At 68.0% G+C, this 19,284-nt stretch carries 14 protein-coding genes; 8 read left to right on the top strand and 6 right to left on the bottom strand.

Annotated elements, in window-relative coordinates; translation table 11 throughout:
* Positions 1-272 precede the first annotated feature (272 nt).
* Entirely contained in the window at positions 273-785 is a 513-nt protein-coding gene (locus QSK39_RS44850; protein WP_285483911.1) for a single-stranded DNA-binding protein, read from the top strand.
* A 257-nt stretch (positions 786-1,042) separates the two neighbouring features.
* A complete protein-coding gene (locus QSK39_RS44855) occupies positions 1,043-1,504 on the top strand; it encodes a hypothetical protein (protein WP_285483912.1) in 462 nt (153 codons plus the stop codon).
* Positions 1,505-1,591: 87 nt separating this feature from the next.
* Here QSK39_RS44855 and QSK39_RS44860 read toward each other — a convergent pair whose 3' ends face one another.
* Entirely contained in the window at positions 1,592-2,014 is a 423-nt protein-coding gene (locus QSK39_RS44860; RefSeq protein WP_285483913.1) for a hypothetical protein, read from the bottom strand.
* Positions 2,015-2,103: 89 nt separating this feature from the next.
* Positions 2,104-2,586 (bottom strand): hypothetical protein, encoded by a 483-nt coding sequence (locus tag QSK39_RS44865; protein ID WP_285483914.1) that lies wholly within the window; start codon positions 2,584-2,586, stop codon positions 2,104-2,106.
* Between the two features lie 281 nt (positions 2,587-2,867).
* On the opposite strand from QSK39_RS44865, the gene QSK39_RS44870 reads away from it, so the two are divergent.
* The 6 genes from QSK39_RS44870 to QSK39_RS44895 all read left to right on the top strand — a co-directional run bounded on the left by QSK39_RS44870 (position 2,868) and on the right by QSK39_RS44895 (position 14,368).
* A complete protein-coding gene (locus tag QSK39_RS44870) occupies positions 2,868-3,257 on the top strand; it encodes a DUF6283 family protein (RefSeq protein ID WP_285483915.1) in 390 nt (129 codons plus the stop codon).
* 65 nt (positions 3,258-3,322) lie between these two features.
* Positions 3,323-4,156 (top strand): DUF6283 family protein, encoded by an 834-nt coding sequence (locus QSK39_RS44875; protein WP_285483916.1) that lies wholly within the window; start codon positions 3,323-3,325, stop codon positions 4,154-4,156.
* Between the two features lie 837 nt (positions 4,157-4,993).
* Positions 4,994-6,148 carry a hypothetical protein gene (locus QSK39_RS44880; protein WP_285483917.1) on the top strand — a complete coding sequence of 385 codons (1,155 nt, stop codon included), beginning with the start codon at positions 4,994-4,996 and terminating at the stop codon, positions 6,146-6,148.
* 68 nt (positions 6,149-6,216) lie between these two features.
* Positions 6,217-6,438 (top strand): hypothetical protein, encoded by a 222-nt coding sequence (locus QSK39_RS44885; RefSeq protein WP_285483918.1) that lies wholly within the window; start codon positions 6,217-6,219, stop codon positions 6,436-6,438.
* A gap of 357 nt (positions 6,439-6,795) precedes the next feature.
* The gene (gene mobF, locus QSK39_RS44890; RefSeq protein WP_285483919.1) at positions 6,796-11,907 is read left to right on the top strand and encodes a MobF family relaxase; all 5,112 of its coding nucleotides are present in this window, start codon (positions 6,796-6,798) and stop codon (positions 11,905-11,907) included.
* Between the two features lie 103 nt (positions 11,908-12,010).
* On the top strand, positions 12,011-14,368 hold the full coding sequence (locus tag QSK39_RS44895) for an AAA family ATPase (RefSeq protein ID WP_285483920.1): 2,358 nt from the start codon (positions 12,011-12,013) through the stop codon (positions 14,366-14,368).
* Positions 14,369-14,500: 132 nt separating this feature from the next.
* Here QSK39_RS44895 and QSK39_RS44900 read toward each other — a convergent pair whose 3' ends face one another.
* From QSK39_RS44900 to QSK39_RS44915, 4 genes are read right to left on the bottom strand one after another with little or no spacing between them, the layout of a single operon-like run.
* Positions 14,501-15,520, bottom strand: a complete 1,020-nt coding sequence (locus QSK39_RS44900; protein WP_285483921.1) for a YaaC family protein — start codon at positions 15,518-15,520, stop codon at positions 14,501-14,503.
* 46 nt (positions 15,521-15,566) lie between these two features.
* The gene (locus tag QSK39_RS44905; protein ID WP_285483922.1) at positions 15,567-16,250 is read right to left on the bottom strand and encodes a hypothetical protein; all 684 of its coding nucleotides are present in this window, start codon (positions 16,248-16,250) and stop codon (positions 15,567-15,569) included.
* Positions 16,247-18,127 (bottom strand): type IV secretory system conjugative DNA transfer family protein, encoded by a 1,881-nt coding sequence (locus QSK39_RS44910; RefSeq protein ID WP_285483923.1) that lies wholly within the window; start codon positions 18,125-18,127, stop codon positions 16,247-16,249. Before QSK39_RS44910 ends, QSK39_RS44905 begins: the two co-directional genes overlap by 4 nt.
* A gap of 45 nt (positions 18,128-18,172) precedes the next feature.
* A complete protein-coding gene (locus QSK39_RS44915; RefSeq protein ID WP_285483924.1) occupies positions 18,173-19,282 on the bottom strand; it encodes a C40 family peptidase in 1,110 nt (369 codons plus the stop codon).
* Positions 19,283-19,284 lie beyond the last annotated feature (2 nt).

A 19,284-nucleotide genomic window follows, 5' to 3' on the forward strand; every position in this document is an offset into this window, starting at 1 on the left:
TCACCGGCGGTGGCCACGCCCGGCTCGCCGGGTCGTGGATCGCCCGAAGGTAAGCACACCCCGGCCGGGGGCAGTGCGTCCCCGAAGCCCGGCCCGATCCGCCCGGGTGAACCAGCCCCTCGACTGTCGATCTCCGATGCCGGTCGCACGCGGGCTGGTTCACGCCGGGCGGATGAGCCGGGCCGGGGACGTCGCCTCACGGCGCCCCCCGGGCCGCCGCGTGCTCAGGCTGCGCCGCGTTCCACACCCCAACGAGCACCAGGGAGGCCACCATGGCCGGCGACACCAGCATCACCATCTGCGGCAACCTCACCACCGATCCCGAACTGCGCTTCACCCCGGCCGGAAACGCGGTCGCGAACTTCACCGTCGCCTCCACCCCGCGCACCTTCAACCGCACCACCAGCGAATGGGAGGACGGCGAGGCGCTGTTCCTGCGCTGCACCATCTGGAAGCAGGCCGCGGAGAACGTCGCGGAGTCCCTGACCCGCGGCGCCCGGGTCGTCGTCCAGGGCCGTCTCAAGCAGCGCTCGTTCCAGACCAAGGAAGGCGAGAAGCGCACCGTCGTCGAGTTGGACGTCGACGAGATCGGTCCGTCGCTGCGCTACGCCACCGCCTCTGTCACCAAGAACGCGAAGAGCGAGTCGGCGAAGGTCAACCCGGACCTGGTGACCAGCACGTCCACCGGCGCGACCCCGGCCGGTGACCCGTGGACCGCGGACGCCGGGCGGGAGCTGGTCGGCGCGACCGCGGGCGGCGGGTTCAGTGACGAGCCGCCCTTCTGATGAGACCCGGTGTCCGGCCGGACCTTCCCCGCCGGCCGGGCACCACCCCAAGGCCGGGGCCAGCCTGACGGCTGGCCCCGGCCTTTCTCGTGCCACGCCACGACGTCCCGGAGGCCACGATGCCCGCCACCCACAACACCACGTCCTCCACCGAATCCGATGCGGAGACGAACAGTCGCGTCGCGCGCGAGCGGCGACTGCGTGCCCTGGCCCGGAAATCACCCTTTGGGGTGGGAGAATCGCTTTACGCTCGAAGTATGAGCATTCGTTACGGCGTCACGATCCCCGGGCTCGTCCTCGCCGGAGGCACCGGCTTCTACCTCGGCATCCAGCCCTTCGGCTACATCGGACTCCTCGTCACCCCGTTCACCGACGCCGCCGGGCTGCTCGCCCTCCCCGGCGCGCTCCTGTTCGGTGCGCTGCTCGGGTGCGTCGTCGCCTACCTCAGCCGCCACCGGATCAAGCCCAAGCTCAACCGCACCAAGCGCTACCGGATCGCCGCGATCCTCGGCGCCGTCACCCTGCCCGGCTACCTCTTCCTCGCGCACTTCCCCGGCGCCGACGGCGACGGCCCCGGCAACCGCTGGCCCGTCGGCTTCGCGCTCTGCTGCGGCGCCGCCGCAATGATCGTCTACTACCAGCGTCGCAAGCGCCTCGCACGCGCCCAGCACGCCCGGCGCCTCGCCGACCAGACCACCCGCCAGACGTCCGCACGTTGACCGCGCACGATCGCGACGTTGCCTCACCCGCCGCACCGAGAACGCCACACCACCGGCCGGAAACGCCACACAGCCGCAGTTGTGTCGTCAGAACTTCTCGACGATCCTGTTCACCCACCTCGGCCGACGACGGGGCCACCAACCAGTCCGCAGCATTCGCGCGTACGCCAGGAACACCACGCCCCACACCCCGGCAAGCACAAATGCCAGAGCCGGATTCTCCTTCGGACCCTCACGGGGGAACAGCCACTGCAGTGGCCACGCAACGACCAGAACAACTCCGAGACCGACAACACCGGACACCGCCAGCCGCTGAGGGCGGTGCCCCTCACCGACAACCTGTCCCGTGTCGACAAATGCCCTGATCAGCAAGAGCAGAACCACACCCACCGCCGACTCGATCAGTTCCCAGTCGCCGCCAGACGCCGAGATGCTCACAGCCGCGGCCAGAACCACACCGAGTACAGCTGCCTGGTCCACTCCAGTGCCCCGGCGCTCAGCCGTGCTCATGCGCCGACCGACAGAGACACCGCGTTATCCATGCACCAAACCACGTCAGGATCCATCACGCCCGACAGTCGCCCCGGTCCTCGCGGCCGTTACGCGGTAGACCCGTCCGCGCCAGGTGTGTTCTGCGGCTGTGACCTTTCCTCGCCGGGCCGATCACTCCCACGCGTGAGTGCGTGGCTCACGTTGCCGGCCGGACGGCGCTCCCCCTGCGAGACCGTCGCATCGGCCGGTGCCGGTGCAACGGCCGCCGCCTCACGTGACAACGCGCCCACCTCCTTCGCCGAGATGCCGAGCAACGCCGCCGTCTCCGCCGCGCTGACGTCAGCCGCCCGGATTTGCGCCACCGACGTCGCCATCACCGACCGCCACTCACCGATCTCCAACTCGGCATCCGCGCGCACCTGGTCGGCCTGCCGCTCGAACTCTGCGACCTTCGCCGCGCGCTGCTGCTCCAGCTCGGCGAGCTTCCGGTCCAGTTGCGTCCGCAGCGCCGCGACCCGGTCCTCGCCTCGACGCTCCACCACCTCGACCGCCGTCGCGGCCTCCGCGAACGGGCCGAGTGCGGCGTCCACGCGCCGCTCCTTCGCTCGCTCCCGCTCCAGCTGCTCCACTCGGCGCCGCCGCGCCGCCTCCAGCCGTTCCAGTGCCGCCGACGACCGACGTCGCCGACGAGCCCCCGTAGTCCTGCGTTCAACCATGACGAACCTCCCACCGGGGAGGGCGCACACCACCGAGGCTACTCGCGGCACCCCGACACGCACCCGACCGAACGCCCCGGAACAGCCGCTATCGTCGATCCACGTCACCACCGGCCGCAGCACCATGCTCACCGCCACGACAGGCAGGAGAAACAGTGACCGTCGAGTCCTACCGGACGCTCCCCTGCCGACAATGTCCCTGGCGCCGCGATGCTGACCTCACCTTCTTCACCGACACCGACATGGCGAAACTCGCCAACGCCAACGGCACCTCCGGTGACGAGGCAGCCCCGAACTCGCCCGCGATGTCCTGCCACATCGACCAGCCCGACACCGCGCACCCGATGCGGCTGTGTGCCGGCTGGCTCGCCGTCGTCGGTCGCAACCACCTCGGCATCCGCATGGCACTGCTCGCCGGCAACCTCCCACCCGACGCAGTCACTCCTGCTGCCGGCTGGCCGACCCTGCACACCAGCCTCGACGACCTCCTCGCCGAACGAGCCCGCCAGCAGGCCGAAGTACATCACCCGACCGTGGCAACGTGACCGCGCTCCGGCTCCCCCACGTACGCCACTACCCTCTACGAGGCATCAGCAAAGGAGCGTTGACCGTGCCCACACCGACTGAAGACGACGCCACGACGCCCACCAGCGCCGAGATCCTCGCCGTCCACGACGGCACCGACGGCTGGGGAGTCATCACCGCCGCCGCACCGGCCAGCGCCTACCAGACCAGCCCCTGCGCCCGCTGCCCCTGGCTGCGCGACTCCCCCGTCGGCGCGTTCCCGCCCGAGGTGTTCCGCCACTCCGCCCGCACCACCTACGACCTGGCCACCCACAAGTTCGGCTGCCACGCCAGCACCCCCGCCCAGCCCAAAACCTGCGCCGGGTTCCTCCTGCGCGGCGCAGCCCACAACCTTTCGGTCCGCGTCCACGGCCCCGACGTCACCGCTGCCGTTTCCACCGACCGGCCGCTTTACGACAACTACCGCGAGATGGCCATCGCCAACGGCGTCGCCCCCGGCGACCCCAGCCTCGCGCCGTGCCGCGACAGCCTCGCCGACCTCGAGGACGCCCCGTTGCCCGGCACAACTCCCGGTCCGCAGGCTGACCTCGCTCTGGCCCGCGCAACGCGCATCATTCGCGACTTCATCGTCGCCAGCGTCGGCGCCGACCACGGCGGCGAGATGACCAGCCAGGCGCAACTGCTCGCCGGCCGCCTCGCCGCGCACGGCCACCTCGCCACCGGCTCCACCACGCCCCAGGCAGCCGAGACAGCAACCGCGGTCATCCGCGCCTTCATCGTCGACTCCGTAGGCGAGGACACCGGCGACGATATGACCGAGCAGGCCAAGCAGCTACGCCACCACCTGACCGGAGCGGGCCTGCTGGCCGACGGTGTCTATGAACCCATCCCGCTCAGCCGGGTCACCAGCACCGACTAGCCCGTCGACCTCGGTGGCACGCTCTCAACATCCCGGCACCCGAATCCACCCCGGCACGTGCTCGAGCCCAGCGTTGACGTCCTCGCGTCAGGTAAAGAGCGCGGCACCGCCGCAGTAGCCCCGAGGGGCCACGCCACCGAGGTGGCGAGCGGCAAAACTCGCGGCGGTCCGCTGACACTCCGCCTCAGGGACACGTAGGCCCACGGAGCGCTGCAAGCAGCATACCTGCAGGTCAACAGCACTTGCCTGCGGGCAGGCGCCATCGATCTCCGCTGATCGGGCGCTCACCTCTCAACCCGCGCCAGCCGTGGAACCTTCAGCCTTGCACATTGCGTCCGTGGGCGGTGGGTGGCCCCGAAATTGTATCGGTCGCTCCCCCAAATACAAGGGCACCCCAAACTATTTTTGACCTAAAAGCGTGGTCAAAAATAGTTCGAGGCCCCACCCTTGCATTTGGGGCCCCTACTCCCTAGGTCAGGCGTTAAGGGCAGGCCGGGGGCCTGCCCTGGTTGCTTCGGGGCCACCCACCGCCCACTCAGCACACAGTCACCCCTACCGCACCGACCAGCAACACCACGCAATCCAAGCAGGCCAGCAGCCCCGACAAACCACCACAGAGCAGCCGCGCAGAAAAATCCAGCCACCGGCGATTCCAAGGCTCGAAATTGCCCGCAATAAACGCTGTTTCGACTGGAGATACGCGAGGTCACGCGATAATATTGAAATGCAAGGTGATCGGGACGGCAAACCCGAACGCCGAACTCATTCAACACGTAAGGATCTATTGTCATGGTGTCGACCATTCATCGTAAGCACCGCCCCACAATCGACCGCATCGTGCAGGCGCTGCAGCAGCAGCCGCCACGCGTCCGGACCGCACTCACCGAACTGCGGAACATCTTCACCGACAGCGGCCAGAACCCGCCCGCGATCCTCGCCGCCTGCGCGACGCTGCTCAACACCAACGCCGCGATCAGCGGAGACGTCCTCGCCGCCGTGCGTACCGCACACGCCGACTGGGACAGCTACGGCGAGCAGGAACGCGAGCTGATCAACCTGTGCGTTCACAGCAGCGAGACTCGCCGGAACGTCGCCGTCACCGACGTCAACGACGTGACGGTAATGCTGCGCGAACAGCCCAAGCGGATCGCCGACGCGCTCAACGGCCTGCGGTGGCTCAACGCCCAGACCCAGCACGCGCACCAGGACGTGTTCACCGTGTGCGGGACGCTGCTCAAGAACCCCAGCGCCGACCACCCCGCCATCGTCGAAGCCGTCCAGGCCGCACACCAGCTTTGGCCGAGCCTCACGCGGGACATGCGCACGCTGGTCACGTCGTGCGTGTACGCGAGCACGGCCCGCGCCGCCCACGCGCGCGCCCGCACCGCCGCCCGGCAGCAGGCCACCGAAACCGAATCCGCCGACGTCCACCGGTGCGGCAACTGTGACGGCAACCTCGCCGGACTCCCCGAAATGCGCTACTGCTCCGACGCCTGCCGCAAGGAAGCCGAAGCCGCCGAACGCCCGACCAACGGCGAGCACACCACGACCGTGCCCACCCACCGAATCGCAGCCAGGCACGAGCCGATCGAGCAGCGCGCCGCGCGCCGCTACGTCGACAGCGGCGCCGAGCCCGACTACGACGAGCAGTGGCGCGAAGTGGAGCAGGCGATCCCATCCGCCGGACTCATCCGCAAGAACGAAAGCGGTGTCGACGCCTACGAAGCCGAACGGCAGCGGCACGGCGACCTCGACGACACCGGCGACGTCCTCAACGAGCTGACCGGCCAGCCGATGACCGACGACGACTATGACCGCCTTGCGCTTCGCCCGGTCGCGCCCGGCGGGTTGTGCGTGGCGTGCAACCTCGAACGCACCCCCACCGAGCAGCGCACCCAGGACACCGACGACCGGTGCGAGATGTGCCGAGACCGGAACATGCCGCCGCTGGTCGCGTTCGCGCCGTCGCGCGAACTCGCCGCCGTCGCCTGACCACCCACCCGCCAGCGGGGCACCCGGACCGGGTGCCCCCGCCCAGTCCAAGACAGGGAGCCGTCACCGTGCGCACCTTTGCCGACATTGTCGCCGACATCGACCGCGAGCTAGCCGCCGTCGACATGATCCCGACCGACGAACCCGCAGCCATCGCCGCCTACCTGCGCGCGCTACTCACCCGCTACACCCTGACGCTGCCCGACCTCAACGGGGGCGAGGTCGCCATCGTGCCCGCCGCCGCCATCCGTCTCGAACTGTCCCACCTCACCCAGGACAGCCAGCCCTAACGACCGTCCCATCCCGACGCGGCCGCCGATCTCCGGATCGGCGGCCGCTTTGCTGTGTCGGCACACCCTGGGACCGCGCAGGCGCCGGCAGACGGCGCCCGGGGCGCCTTAGTGCAGGCGCCGGCGCTCGACCGCAATTTCGGTCACCACCACCCCGCCTCACCAACCCCACCCGGCCGCCGCACCCCGCCCACCACCACACCCCAGCCCCGCACCTACCCCGCCACCCCCTCACCCCGCCGACCACGCCACCGCCCCCACCTCACCCAACCCGCCCCACCGCCGCACACAGCACGTCTTGCAGACGTTCTGAACCAGGTGGATGCCGCCGTATTTTCGGCGTAGCCTGATGTGGACATGATGGGCTTGCGCAAGCTGAGCCCTGGTGGTCATGAGTACCTCACGAACACGGTGGCGTGCGCCGATCGCAGCCGTGAGCTCGCACCCGGCGAGCTGTTAAGTGACTACTATCTCTCCCGTGGTTACCCGGCAGGCCAATGGTTCGGCGCCGGAGCAGAGCACTTAGGACTCTCCGGCGCAGTCACCCCTGCCCAGATGAACGCCCTCTTCGGCGAAGGCCGCAACCCGCACGCCGACGCCATCGAAGCCGAAATGATCGCTGGCGGCGCCACCGCCGCAGAGGCGTTGAAGGCAACCCGCCTGGGTCGGCGGTTCCCGCAGTACTCCGCGCTGGATCACCTGCGCTCACAGGTGTCACATGCGTATAAGGACCATAACCTCCTGCACGGCCGTCAGATCGGCGCGCCGATTTCCGCGGCCAAGCGTGCCGAGTTGCGGCGCGGTGTGCAGCTGCAGGCCTACCGCAAAGCGCACGAGGGCAACGATCCCGCCAGCTACACCGAGTTGAACAAGTGGCTGGCGGAGCAGAAACGCAATCTCAAGTCGGCGGTGTCCGGGTTCGAGATGGTGTTCGCGCCCGACAAGTCGGTCTCGATCGCGTGGGCCATGGCGGCACCGGCGGAGCGGGAGCTGATCGCCGGGATGGTCCGCCAAGCCGCTCGTGACACGTTGTCCTGGGTGGAGGGCAACGTCGCGTTCACCCGCCGCGGGAACATGGGCGAGGCCCAGGTCGATGTCAACGGGATCACCGCGGCGCTGTTTGAGCACTGGGATTCCCGCGCCTCCGACCCGCACCTGCACATCCACGCACTCATCTCGTCGAAGGTGCAGCGAAGAGACGACGGCGAATGGACCGCGCTCGACGGCCGCACCGTCCTGGCCGCGACGGTCACCGCCTCGGAGTACTTCGACAACCGCCTGCGCGATCTCTTCCGCGAACAGGGCGCGTCCTGGGTGCAGCGGGGCACGGAAGGCGTGGACATGAAACGCCCCGTCTGGCAGCTGGAAGGGGTTTCGGTCGAGCTGGTGAAACTGTTCTCCCAGCGCCACCGCCAGTTCGAAGCCGCCCGCGCCAAGCGCATCGTCGAGTTCAAGGCCCAGCACGGGAAGGAGCCGACGCCGAAAGACATCTTCGCGATCGACCGTGCTGCCCAGTACGACAACCGCCCCGGCAAACAACCGCCGAAGACGCTGCCAGAACACCTCGCGGCGTGGCGCGAGCACGCTCTCACCCTCGTTCCGGCGACGGTGCTGGACACGCTGAGCCGGAAGGTGTTCCTCAGCGGACACGCCGAGCCGGACGCGGTCGACATCGCCAAGCTCGCCGAGGTCACCCGGGAGGTCGTATCGGACAACTACGCCCACTTCTCCTGGTGGAACCTCGCCGCCGAAGCCCACCGCCAGTCCGCGCACCTGCGGATGCCCGTCGACAAGCGCGGGCAGCTGATCGTCGACGTCGTCGACACCATCCTCGCCCAGCCAGACACCCTCGCCCTCGTCGGCCCGACCGCGGTCAACGAGCCGGCCTCGTTGCGCCGCCGGGACGGCGAGTCGGTGTTCGTCGAGCACCACTCGACCCGCTACACCACCACCGCGACCCTCGCCGCTGAAGGCGACCTGGTTTCGTGGGCGCGCCGCGGTGGCGGGCATCGGCTGCGCGCCGACACCGTGGAGAAGGCTCTCGCGGGTCAGGGGTTGAATGCCGGGCAGACGGAGATGGTGCGCTCGTTCGCGCGCTCCGGACGGCGCCTGCAGCTCGCCCTCGCGCCGGCCGGGGCGGGGAAGACCTCGGCAATGAAAGTCTTGGCGACCGCGTGGCGGTGCACCGGGAGCCGGGTCTACGCCTTTGGCCCGTCTGCCCGGGCGGCGCAGGAGCTCGGTTCCTCGATCGGGGCGAGGCCGCAGACGCTGCATCAGCTGACCACCGCGCTGTGGTTCGGGTTCGCCCACCGCGCGTTCCCGATGCAGGCCGGGGACCTGGTGATCGTCGATGAGGCGGCGATGGCCGGCACGCACACGCTGCACAAGGTCGTGAGGTACGCGCTGAAGAATGGCGCCGATGTGCGGCTGATCGGTGACGATGCGCAGCTGGCCGCGGTCGAGGCCGGTGGGGCGATCCGGCTGATCGCCCACGACGTCGGCGCCGTGCGCTTCCGGGAGATCGTGCGGTTCCGCGGTGACGACCGTAAGAAACAGGCCACGGCATCGCTGCAGATCCGTGCAGCTGATCCCAAGGGGCTCGAGTACTACTTCGAGCACGGCCGGATCTCCGACGGGTCGTTGGAGACGATGCGCGACGCCGCACGCTCGCACTGGCAGGCCGACCTCGACGTCGGTGTCCAGTCGCTGCTGATCGTGCCGACCAACGAGGACACCGTCGCGCTGAACATCGACGCCCGCGAACGGCGCCTCAACCGGGGTGCGGTCGACCGCGGACGGGAGGTGGATCTGCACGACACCACCACCGCGGGTGCCGGGGACTGGGTCGTCACTCGCCACAATCAACGTCTGTTGTCGCTGTTCGGCGGGAAGGACTTCGTCAAGAACGGCGACGTCTGGACCATCACCGACGTCCACGCCAACGGCAAGATCACCGTTCAGCACCGCGTGCATAAGGCCGCGATCACGCTGCCGGCCGGGTACGTCCAGGCCCACGTCGAACTCGCCTACGCCGCCACCATCAACCGGGTCCAGGGCATGACCAGCACCGGCAACGCCCACCTCTTGGTCCCGCCGACGATGACCCGCGAGCAGTTCTACCCCGGCATCACCCGCGCCATGCTCGGCAACTTCATCTACGTCGTCACCCACCACCACGTCATCGACCAGCACCGCGAAACCCCCGAACCAGTGTCAGCACGGTCGGTGCTGACCGGGGTGCTGAACCACTCCGGCGCCGAGGTCTCGGCGACCGAAACATTGCGCGAGGCCCAAGACGCGGCGGTGTCGATGGGCACGCTGGTGCTGCGCTACAACCACACCGCCACCTACCGCGACGAGGACCGCTACCGCGCCATCCTCGCTCAACGAGCTCCTTCGACGGTGGACTTGGACAGCGAGCCGGCGCTCATCCAGACGCTGCGCAACGCACACGACCTCGGCTGGGAACCCGACCCGCTCGTCGTCGCCGTCATGCGCTGGCGCCAGTCCCTCGACGAGGCCGACAACCCCGGCGCGGCCCTGCAAGCCCGGATCACCACCCACCTCCGGCGCCGCCAGCCGCCCTCGCCGACCGCACCACCGCAGCCGGCCGACGTGACCCGATGGCGGGGCATCGTCGATGCGATCGCCCCGCACACCGCCGTCGAAGACCCCGAATGGGAGAAGATCTGGGTCCGCGCTGCCGGTGCGCTTGCGGTCGGGTTCGACATCGACGCCGCGCTGACCGTGGTCGCCCATCAGCTCGCGGCGCGTCCGGCGGTGCCGGATCCCATGCCGGATGACCGGTACGCCGACGCGGCGCTGGCCGCCGAGCTGGAGCGCCGCGGTGAGCGTGGTGAAGCCCATCAACGCGCTGTTCCCTGGCTGGCCCGCCCCGACTTCGCCCACGTACGCCACCATCCAGGGCACGCCCAGTACCTGCACGAAATGAACAACGCGATCGCCGACCGCGTTGCGCACCTGCGCGCCTCGGTCATCCGCGAGCAGCCGGAGTGGGTCTCGGGGCTCGGGCCGCGACCGGACCACCCGATCACCGCCGAGGAATGGGACGACCTGGTCGGACTCGTCGCGGCCTACCGCGAGACGTTCCGCATCAACGGGGAGGCGCCGCTGGGCGCCAAGCCCGACAGCCGCGGCGCGCGGGCACACGCCTGGCGCACTCTGGGCGAGCGCTGGGACGCCTTCGGGCAAGCGCCGGTGACCGACCGACCCGCACCTGCGACCCCCTGGGCGGCCACCCGAGCCGCGGAGCTCGACGACCTGTTCGCCGGGCTCGACGATGCCGAGGAGCGTGTCGTCCTCCAGCCCCTGAACGTGCTCGTGCGTCGTTACGAACTGCTGGCTCGCGACGGTGATGACGACCGCTACCTCGACGTCCTCGCCCGGTACGTCCCCGGCGCGGTCAACGCCGGCGCCGAGCCCGCCGCCCTGGGCGCACTGGCCAACGCCCAGGATCACGGCTGGCAAGCCGAACGGCTGGTCCGCAGACTCGCCGACGAGAGCGGCTTCTCCTGGGCCAGCGACCCGGCCGCCGTCCTCGCCAAGCGCGTGTCAACGCACGTCACCGAGCACCAAGCCCCGGCGAGGATCGGGGCGCCGACCGACGAACAAGTCGACCGGTGGTGCAGCATCGTCGCCGAACATCTACCGGACGCAGCCGTCACCGGCGAACAGTGGGGCATCGTCTGGCGCCACGCCGCCGGCGGCGCCGCATACGGCCTCGACGCTGACACCGCCCTCACCGACGCCCTCACCCGCCTCTCCGGCGACACCACCGGCACCGGGGAAGGTGACTATCGCCGCGCCGGTGAAGCACTCGTCGCCGCCCTGACCGACCGCCACCGCGCCGGAGAAGGGCTGCACGCCGCGCTCCCGTGGCAGGCCCAACCCGACTTCGGAACACCCGGCGACCATCACGGTGCACTGGCACGGCTGGACGGCCTCAACGGCGAAATCGCTGCCCGCGCCGACCAACTGCTCGACCACGTGCACCGCGAGCACCCTCGCTGGGCCGCACGGCTCGGGCAGCGCCCCGACGACTCCGGACCGGCCGCGACCTGGGATCAGACTGTCCGGCTGGCCGCGGCGTACCGTGAAACCTACGGAATCACCACCACCGATACCGCCTCCCCGCTCGGCCTGCGCCCCGCAGGCCACGGCCCCAAAGCCGCCGCCTGGGACCAGATCACCACCCAATGGAGGCAGCTCATGACCACACCAGAACCACAAGACGCCGCGTCGGAGACAATGCTCACCGTCGAATCCCGCCGCGACACGCTCGACGCGCTACGCGACGAATTCACCAGCGGAGTCGCCGCCCGCACCCAGCAGCTCAAAGACCAGGACGAGAAGAAGCGGCGGGAGGCACGCCGCGACGAGGCCGACGATGAGTACGACGACCGACGCGAAAGCCTCGGAGACGGCCTGCACCGCGGCATGGGTTACTGACGATCAGGCTTCTCATCTGGGTACTCATTGACGAGTCGGAACTGTCGGTGGCCACCGGTAAGATCGATCTCCTAAGCTCCCGGGCAGCATAGGAGGTGGCTCGATGTATATCTCGGCCGTGTACGTGCGGTTTTTTCGCTCGTTCAACTACGACTACCTACGCAAGGCACACCGCGATTTCGCGCCCCATCCTTGGGATGTTCTACCCGACGACACCAAGTTCCCGTTCGTGAAGGTTCCTCTCGAGCGCGAGGTCACTACTGTCGTCGGAGCGAACGAGTCAGGCAAGAGTCAGCTGCTGACCGCGATCAAGTGCGCCTTGACCGGCGAGAACATCCGGTTGGGTGATTTCTGCCGATACTCTCAGTTCTTCGCCGTGGATGACTCGATCTCGACACCACACTTCGGCCTCGAACTGTCAGGACTCACCGACCCCGAGCGGTCCCGCTTGGCGAAGGCACTCAAACGGAAGCGCGCCGACATCGGCAGCAAGTTTTGCTTCTTTCGCTTAGGCAACACGACGCCGGTGATTTACGTTCCTGACGGCGACCAGTGGACCCAAGTGTCAACCAGCGCAGAAGACGGTCTGCACGAACTTCTTCCCACAGCGTTCGAGATCGACTCGAAAGTCGCACTCCCAGACAGCGTCCCAATCCGATATCTGGTTGATGGCAAACACTCCTTCCAGACGCGACCACGACCATTGCGCCAAAAATTTCTGCGCACCGTAACCTCCAATGCGACGAGCTGGTGGGGTACTTCAGAACAGCCTCCACCCGAGCAGCAGCACTCGGCAGCGCAAGCGTACAACGATGCGAACCAGTCCTCAGAAGACTACGAGAAGCAACTTCGCCTAGCAGACAAGCTTCTGTTCACCGTCGCGGGAATCAGCAGGAAGGCGTTCACCGCACTGTGGAACGCCGTAGAGGCCGACGACAACGGCTACGCCAACGGTGTGGTCGACCAGATGAACAGGCAGTTGGCCACGACGTTGAACTTCCCGAAGTGGTGGTCACAGGACAACCACTTCCAGCTGATGCTGACACTTCGCGACCAGGATCTGGTCTTCACCATCCGGGATCGCACAGGTACCGAGTACTCAGCAGGCGAGCGCAGCATGGGACTGCGGTTCTTCCTCAGCTACTTCATCCAGTACAAGTCCCACACCGATCCTGGAGCCGACGGCAACGAGGTCTTGCTCATGGACGAACCAGACGCTTACCTGTCTAGCGCAGGCCAACAGGACCTCCTTCAGATCTTCGCAGACTTCGCCAACCCCGAGGACCCCCAACGCACGCCGACCCAAGTCGTCTATGTCACCCATTCGCCGTTCCTAATCGACAAGAACCATGGCGAGCGCATCCGCGTCCTCGAAAAGGGTGAGGACGACGAAGGCACCAGGGTGGTACGCAACGCCGCACAGAACCACTACGAGCCCCTACGGTCTGCGTTCGGCAGCTTCGTCGCAGAGACCACATTCATTAGCAACTGCAACCTCATGCTGGAAGGCCCGGCGGACCAGGTCTTCTTGGCCGGGATGGCGTCGAGACTACGACGCCGGGCCCCTGATTCACCCGACAACCTCGACCTGAACACCGTCACCCTCGTGCCGGCGAGCGGTGCGAAGAACATCCCCTACCTCGTGTACCTAGCTCGCGGCCGCGACGTCGATAAGCCGGCTGTCATTGTCCTGGTCGACAACGATCAGGAAGGACAGGAAGCGGCGGCCGAGCTTCGGCACGGTCCGAAGGGCAAGCCGTTGTTGCAGGATAAATTCGTGGTGGTACTCGGCGGGCCGAACCACGACACCATCCGTAGCGACAATCCCGCTGGCGTCGTAGCCATCGAAGATTTGATCCCACTCGATGTGGCTGTCGAAGCGGCAAAGCGGTACGCCGAGTCGTTCATGGCCCCCGAGAAAGCAGCCGCGATCGCCGACTTGACAGTCGACGAAGTCGTCTTCGACGACAGTAAGGATACTCACGATGCAGTAGAGCAGGCTGCAGCGAAAAGAGTGACGGGGTTCAGTCTCGCCAAGGTAGGTTTCGCCCGGTGCGTCCTCGACGTCATCGGCGATGCAAACGCGCCATCAGGTGCTGGCGTCGCCGACGATAACTTCCGCGCGCTCTTCGCAGATCTCGGCAAGCTGCAACGACAGGCCATGCGCGAGTTAACGACCGATCAGACCAGCAGCAAGATCAACCGGCTCAAGAAGTCGTTCCTACTCGACCACCGGTACAGCGCGACCAAGGCGCAGGTCTCCTACCTGCTGGAGGAGATCGAGACCGCTTTGGACACGTCGCTCGACGCGGACGATGTTCGCAATCAGATAGTTAGCACGAAGCGTGCCTTGCACCTGGACGGCGAGGGCGGTGACCCTATCGCCGACTACGATGAGTTCAAGGAGGAACTCGCGAAGCTCGCCTACAAGCCTCTGAACGATGCCCAGGTCGAGTCCTGAGCTTGCCCAGTTCGGATCACAGAGAAGAGATCTTGGGGCGCGCTCACCGCAGCCGCCAAGGCTTCTCGCCTGCCGCTTCGCAGTCATGGCAAGGTTCACGGCACGGCGAGTCGCCAGGCGCTCAGCGCGCTGTCAGAGGGCAAATTGATGAAGGGTCTCCAAGACCAGCCGCGGAACGACATCCACTGCACGTCGAAGGAGGCGTTCGACAGACATGGCGTAACTGCTTCTGTTGACGTCGATGTGTGACGCCCACTCGCCGGGCTGATACCGGGCCAGCATCGACAGCGCATGGAGAATTGCCCACCACGCCATCAACGGATGAAGACCAAGGGGGTTCTGACCAATTGCCGGGAAGAAGTACCACGTTCCCAGACAGAGTCGACTCTTCGACGTCAGCCACTCCCAGCTCTCAACGCGGTCAACCGATTCGCCACCTCGCACGAGCCAATTCATCTGCAGCTCGCCGCGGCCATCTTTGTGCGCGGTGAATGCCGGCAAGTTCGGGTTCCCCTGCAGATTGCGGAAGCTGTGGTAGTCGCGCGCACCCGGATATGCCGCCAGGTAATCGTCCAACGTGGACTTTTCGGTCTTTCCGTCAACCAGCCACGCTGGGAACCCGACAACGGGAACGACAGCAAGAGGATGCGACTCGATCCACAGCGAATCGGTACCGATCCAGAGTGGAGTACGTCGATTTTGACCACGATCTAACAATGGCACACAATCGTTCTCCGGGAGGAGATCCCACAGCTCATTCAGCGCAATCGGTGAATTTCCCCAGAGCGGAGAATCTAGTAGGGTGGACAGGCGTGCAAAGCTCCCCGCACTCGACGCCGGGTCTGACTTGATTCGCACCGAAGGCAAGTCAGCAGCGAGGTCGATCGTTTTAACCCCGTGCCCCTTGAGTTCCCACTCAAGCAGGGAGGACGCTGCCGAGATCGCCCGACCGGCCTGACTCAGCCCGTAGAAGGCCAGCAGTGGCCGTGCAGCAGTTCCGACCCCCGCCGCAGCGCGAAACAATTGCTCCGCCTGTTCTAGGGCAGACACGTAGGTGCCGCGGCGCGCCTGATCGCTTGAGGCCGAGCCAGGCGGACTCCAACGGGTCGCCCGCAACGCGTCCCACACTGTTGCGACCGAGTCACTATGCATTATCGAACTGTACCTTAGGGCCAATCGTGTCCCGTCACGGTCGCCCTTACCACGCGTGGCTAACGACTTCGTCCTCATGTTCCCGGAGTTGCGTTGTCGACGACGGGACCTCGCCAGCTTGCGGTTCCTCGCTTCGGTCGACTGTGAAGCGATCAACCGCCGGCGTAGCGCCGACGGCCTTATGATTGCCTGTGAGGCAATGCTGGTGAGTCCACTCAGTTACTAAGCGTTCGGTGAAACCGGTCCGCCATCGGTCGTGCCAGTACTGGGCGTCGCTGGCCTCGGCGCCCTTGCCCACGTGCGCTGCCCGCCAGGTGTAAGCCAGCGTCGCCAGCTCGGCCACCAATCCGGGATGCTGTGGCCAGCAGTCCGGGATCGCGACTGCACGGGTACCGCTTTTGCCGACGTAGACGGCGTTGTAGTACTGGACGAAATTAGTGACCGTGAACACCGGGGTCTGCTCTCGCTGTTGCGTGTCCTCCGCGGCCAGCGGTGCCGGGAACGGCAACCACGGCGCAAGCCGCGGTTTGTCCTCGGCGTCGTTCTCCAGTTCAGCGAGCTTCTCCTGGAGCTGTTCGATCTCCGACTGCTGGGCTTGCATTCTCGACCACAATTCCTCAGTTATCGCGTCGAGCTCGGCGCGCGACCGCGCTGGCTGCTGTCGTTCCGGCTGGATTGCCTCGACCGATCGCTCCGGTTCCGGCGTGGAGATATCGTCGTCCTCGCTCATCGCCGCGGCCCCTGAACGTGCGGGCCGTTGACCGTCGTCGACGGGAGCGGGCGGAGGTAGCCGTCGGTGCCGACCGGGGTGTCGCCGCGGCGGATCGCGGCGACGTCGGCCTGCAGCTGCGGCCAGTCCGGTCGTTGCTCGACGTCGATGGTGCGGCCGAGGATGGGGCGGAGGTTGCCGTGCAGGATCAGGACCCGGCCGCGGTCGAGGGTGCGGATGTCGCCGGCGCGTAGCGTCGGGACGGTTTCCTCGCCGGTGGCGCCGCGTCCGGTGCTGAAGATCCCGTCGCTGTGGTGCTGGTGGGTTCGGCGGCGGTGGTGCCCGGCCAGCGTGGACAGCCATTCCAGGGTCTTGTCGTCCTTGAGCCCGGGGAAGGCGGTCAGGGTGAGGGTGTTGTCGATCAGCTGCAGCCGGCCCGGTTCGCCGTAGAGCTCGTCCAGCTGGGAGCGCGACTGCGCGGACCAGTGGATCAGCACCCCGCGGCCCGCGGAGTCGGCGATGATCGCGGGCAGCCGCGGCACCGGCGTCCCGGCGAACAACTCGTCCAGGATCGCTGTGGTCGGCGGTTCCAGCCGGCGGCGTTCGTACCGCAGGGCGGTGTCCTGGGCCGTGGTGAGGATCTGCTCGACCAGCGCGGTCAGCACGGCGCGGGCCTGGGGCGCCTGGTGTTCGCCGGCGACGATGAACAGGCTGCCCCGGCGGCGGAGGAACTCGTCGATGTCGAGTTCCTCCCCGGGGGCGGGGGTGGCGAACCTCCGGATGGCGGGGTTCATGAACGGCTCGATCGCCCGCCGCACCGACATCCAGACCGCGTCGGCGGTCTCGGCGACCATCCCGATCTCCGAGCGCAGGTTGAACGCCAGCTCCGGGAATCGGTGCCGCAGCAGCTCGACCGGTTCCTGATCCGGTGGCTTGGTGACCGACCAGACGACCAGGTCGGTCACCGTCCGGTGATACAGCGCGGCGGCAAGCAGGTAGGCCTGCAGCACGATGGTGGCGCGGCCGCGGAAGACCGCGTCGTTGCCGCCGACGTCGTCCAGCGCGAGTGAGGACGCTTCGATCAGCGTCTCGGCGCGGCGGAGCGCGACGGCGGGGTCGGCACAGCCGGTGATCGGGGACCAGCGGGCGTGCGCGGGCCAGGACAGGGTGCCGGTGGCGTCGATCACCAGCACCGGCCCGGCGCCCGGGCGGCGGGTGCGGGCCAGCAGGCACCACTCGGCGAGGTCGTTCTTCGTCGTCGACGCGATCAGCGCGCCCGGCGCGGCGAGGACCTTGTGCACCAGGTCGGTGCGGGACTTGCCCGAGCGGGTCGGGGCGATCGTCCCGGTCGGGGTCTCCAGCGAAGTGACCAACTGCCGGCGCCGGGGTCCGCGGTGCAATGGCACCGCGATCTGCTCGACCGGCGCGGTCCGGCGTTGCTCGTCGGTGAGGTCACCGCGGGTCCACATCGCAGTCTTGCGTGCGGCCTCGACCGACAGGTTCTTCGCCATCTCGCGTCGAGTGGCGTGCCCGGCATCGGTCGGTGCCACCCGTCGCCAGACCGGGATCGCCGTGCCGACGGTGAGACCGGCGGTGAGCATGGTGATCGTGGTGAACCAGATGTAGAACGCCAGCTGGTGATCGCTGACCGCACCCGACCACGGGACCGGCAGCGCCGGCCCGGGATCGGCGGCGTGGAAGGCGACCATCACGGCGAACCCCGGCCAGGCGGTGATCGGCGGCCACGCCCAGCCACCGGTGTGGAAGCCGGTGACCAGAACGGCGGCGGTGACGACGATCGCGCCCAGGGCGCACAGGATCGCCAGGGCGGCGATCGCGAGGCCCATCAGGGCGACGTCGCGGTCGAGGTTGAGTGTGTCGGTGCGTGTATGCGGCATCGGCCGCTCCTCCCGGACAGCGGGAGGGCAACGCCACGAGGTTCATCAGAGTGGGCTCCCTCCCGGTGGCGGGGAGGGCGAGCTGGGGTCGGCGATCCGGCGGATCGCGACGATCTTCGAGGTCCATGCGGAGAGGGGTTCGAGGATGACGCCGGTGTCGGTGTCGTAGGCGTCGACGATCAGCCCGTGCCCTGCGTACATCCCGACATGCCGCGGCACCTGCGCGGTACCGAGCGCGCCGGGGATGAACAATAGGTCGCCGGGTTGGACCTGCTGGATCGAGGCGACGGCGTGCCCGGCGTGGACCTGGCTGATCGTGCCGGCCGGGATCCCGACTCCAGCGGCAGCCCACGCGGCGAGCATCAGCCCGGAGCAGTCGTAGGCGTCGGGGCCTTTCGCGCCCCACACGTAGGGCTTGCCGAGCTGGCCCAGGGCGAAGCCGACCGCCGCGCGCTGACGGGCATCGGTCGGCAGCGAGTACCCCGGCGGCAGCTTCTTCGGATCGACCTGACTGGGGTCGCGGGGGACGTCGGATCCGCCCTGGTCGGGGCACAGGGTTTTCGCCTGCACGGCCTCCGTGCCACCGCCGGGCGCCACGGGTGGGGTCGGGTTGTCCGGGCCGGTCCAGAACCGATCCACGATCGCCGCGGCGGCCGGCTCGCGTGGGGCATAGCGGTCCGGGAAGCCGCTGCGCTGCACCGCCTGCTCCGCCCGGCCCGGAGCCAGGGTGTCCCAGCCGGGCAGCGCGATGAGGGCGTCGAGAAACTTCCCGGTCGCGTAGACAGGGTCGAGGATCTGCACGCGAGTGCCCCACCCCTGGCTCGGGCGCTGCTGAAACACCCCGACCGAGTCGCGGTCGCCGTAGTCGAGGTTGCGCAACCTGGACTCGACCAACCCGGTGGCGATCGCGAGGACCGCGGCCCGCCGCGGCAGCCGGCGTTGCTGGACGACGTCGACGATGGTGCGGGCGATGCCCATCTCGTCGGCGCCCAACTGCTGGCGGTCCACCACGACCGAGCCGCCGCCCGGGCCGCCTTGCTCGCATCCGCTGAGTTGCACGATCGTCGCGGTCGCTGCGGGCCCGATCATCAAGGCCAGTACGAGGATCGGCAGTAGAACCAGCCCGACCAGCGCGCCGGCGACGCCGGCGAGCATCC

This window comes from Amycolatopsis sp. NBRC 101858 (assembly GCF_030269325.1).
Lineage (GTDB): Bacteria > Actinomycetota > Actinomycetes > Mycobacteriales > Pseudonocardiaceae > Amycolatopsis > Amycolatopsis ponsaeliensis.

Bases quoted from the DNA above. Each gene is read 5' to 3' on its own strand.
- QSK39_RS44850 (WP_285483911.1), top strand. From the start codon at position 273: ATGGCCGGCGACACCAGCATCACCATCTGCGGCAACCTCACCACCGAT.
- QSK39_RS44855 (WP_285483912.1), top strand. From the start codon at position 1,043: ATGAGCATTCGTTACGGCGTCACGATCCCCGGGCTCGTCCTCGCCGGA.
- QSK39_RS44860 (WP_285483913.1), bottom strand. From the start codon at position 2,014: ATGAGCACGGCTGAGCGCCGGGGCACTGGAGTGGACCAGGCAGCTGTA.
- mobF (WP_285483919.1), top strand. From the start codon at position 6,796: ATGATGGGCTTGCGCAAGCTGAGCCCTGGTGGTCATGAGTACCTCACG.
- QSK39_RS44895 (WP_285483920.1), top strand. From the start codon at position 12,011: ATGTATATCTCGGCCGTGTACGTGCGGTTTTTTCGCTCGTTCAACTAC.
- QSK39_RS44900 (WP_285483921.1), bottom strand. From the start codon at position 15,520: ATGCATAGTGACTCGGTCGCAACAGTGTGGGACGCGTTGCGGGCGACC.
- QSK39_RS44905 (WP_285483922.1), bottom strand. From the start codon at position 16,250: ATGAGCGAGGACGACGATATCTCCACGCCGGAACCGGAGCGATCGGTC.
- QSK39_RS44910 (WP_285483923.1), bottom strand. From the start codon at position 18,127: ATGCCGCATACACGCACCGACACACTCAACCTCGACCGCGACGTCGCC.
- QSK39_RS44915 (WP_285483924.1), bottom strand. From the start codon at position 19,282: ATGCTCGCCGGCGTCGCCGGCGCGCTGGTCGGGCTGGTTCTACTGCCG.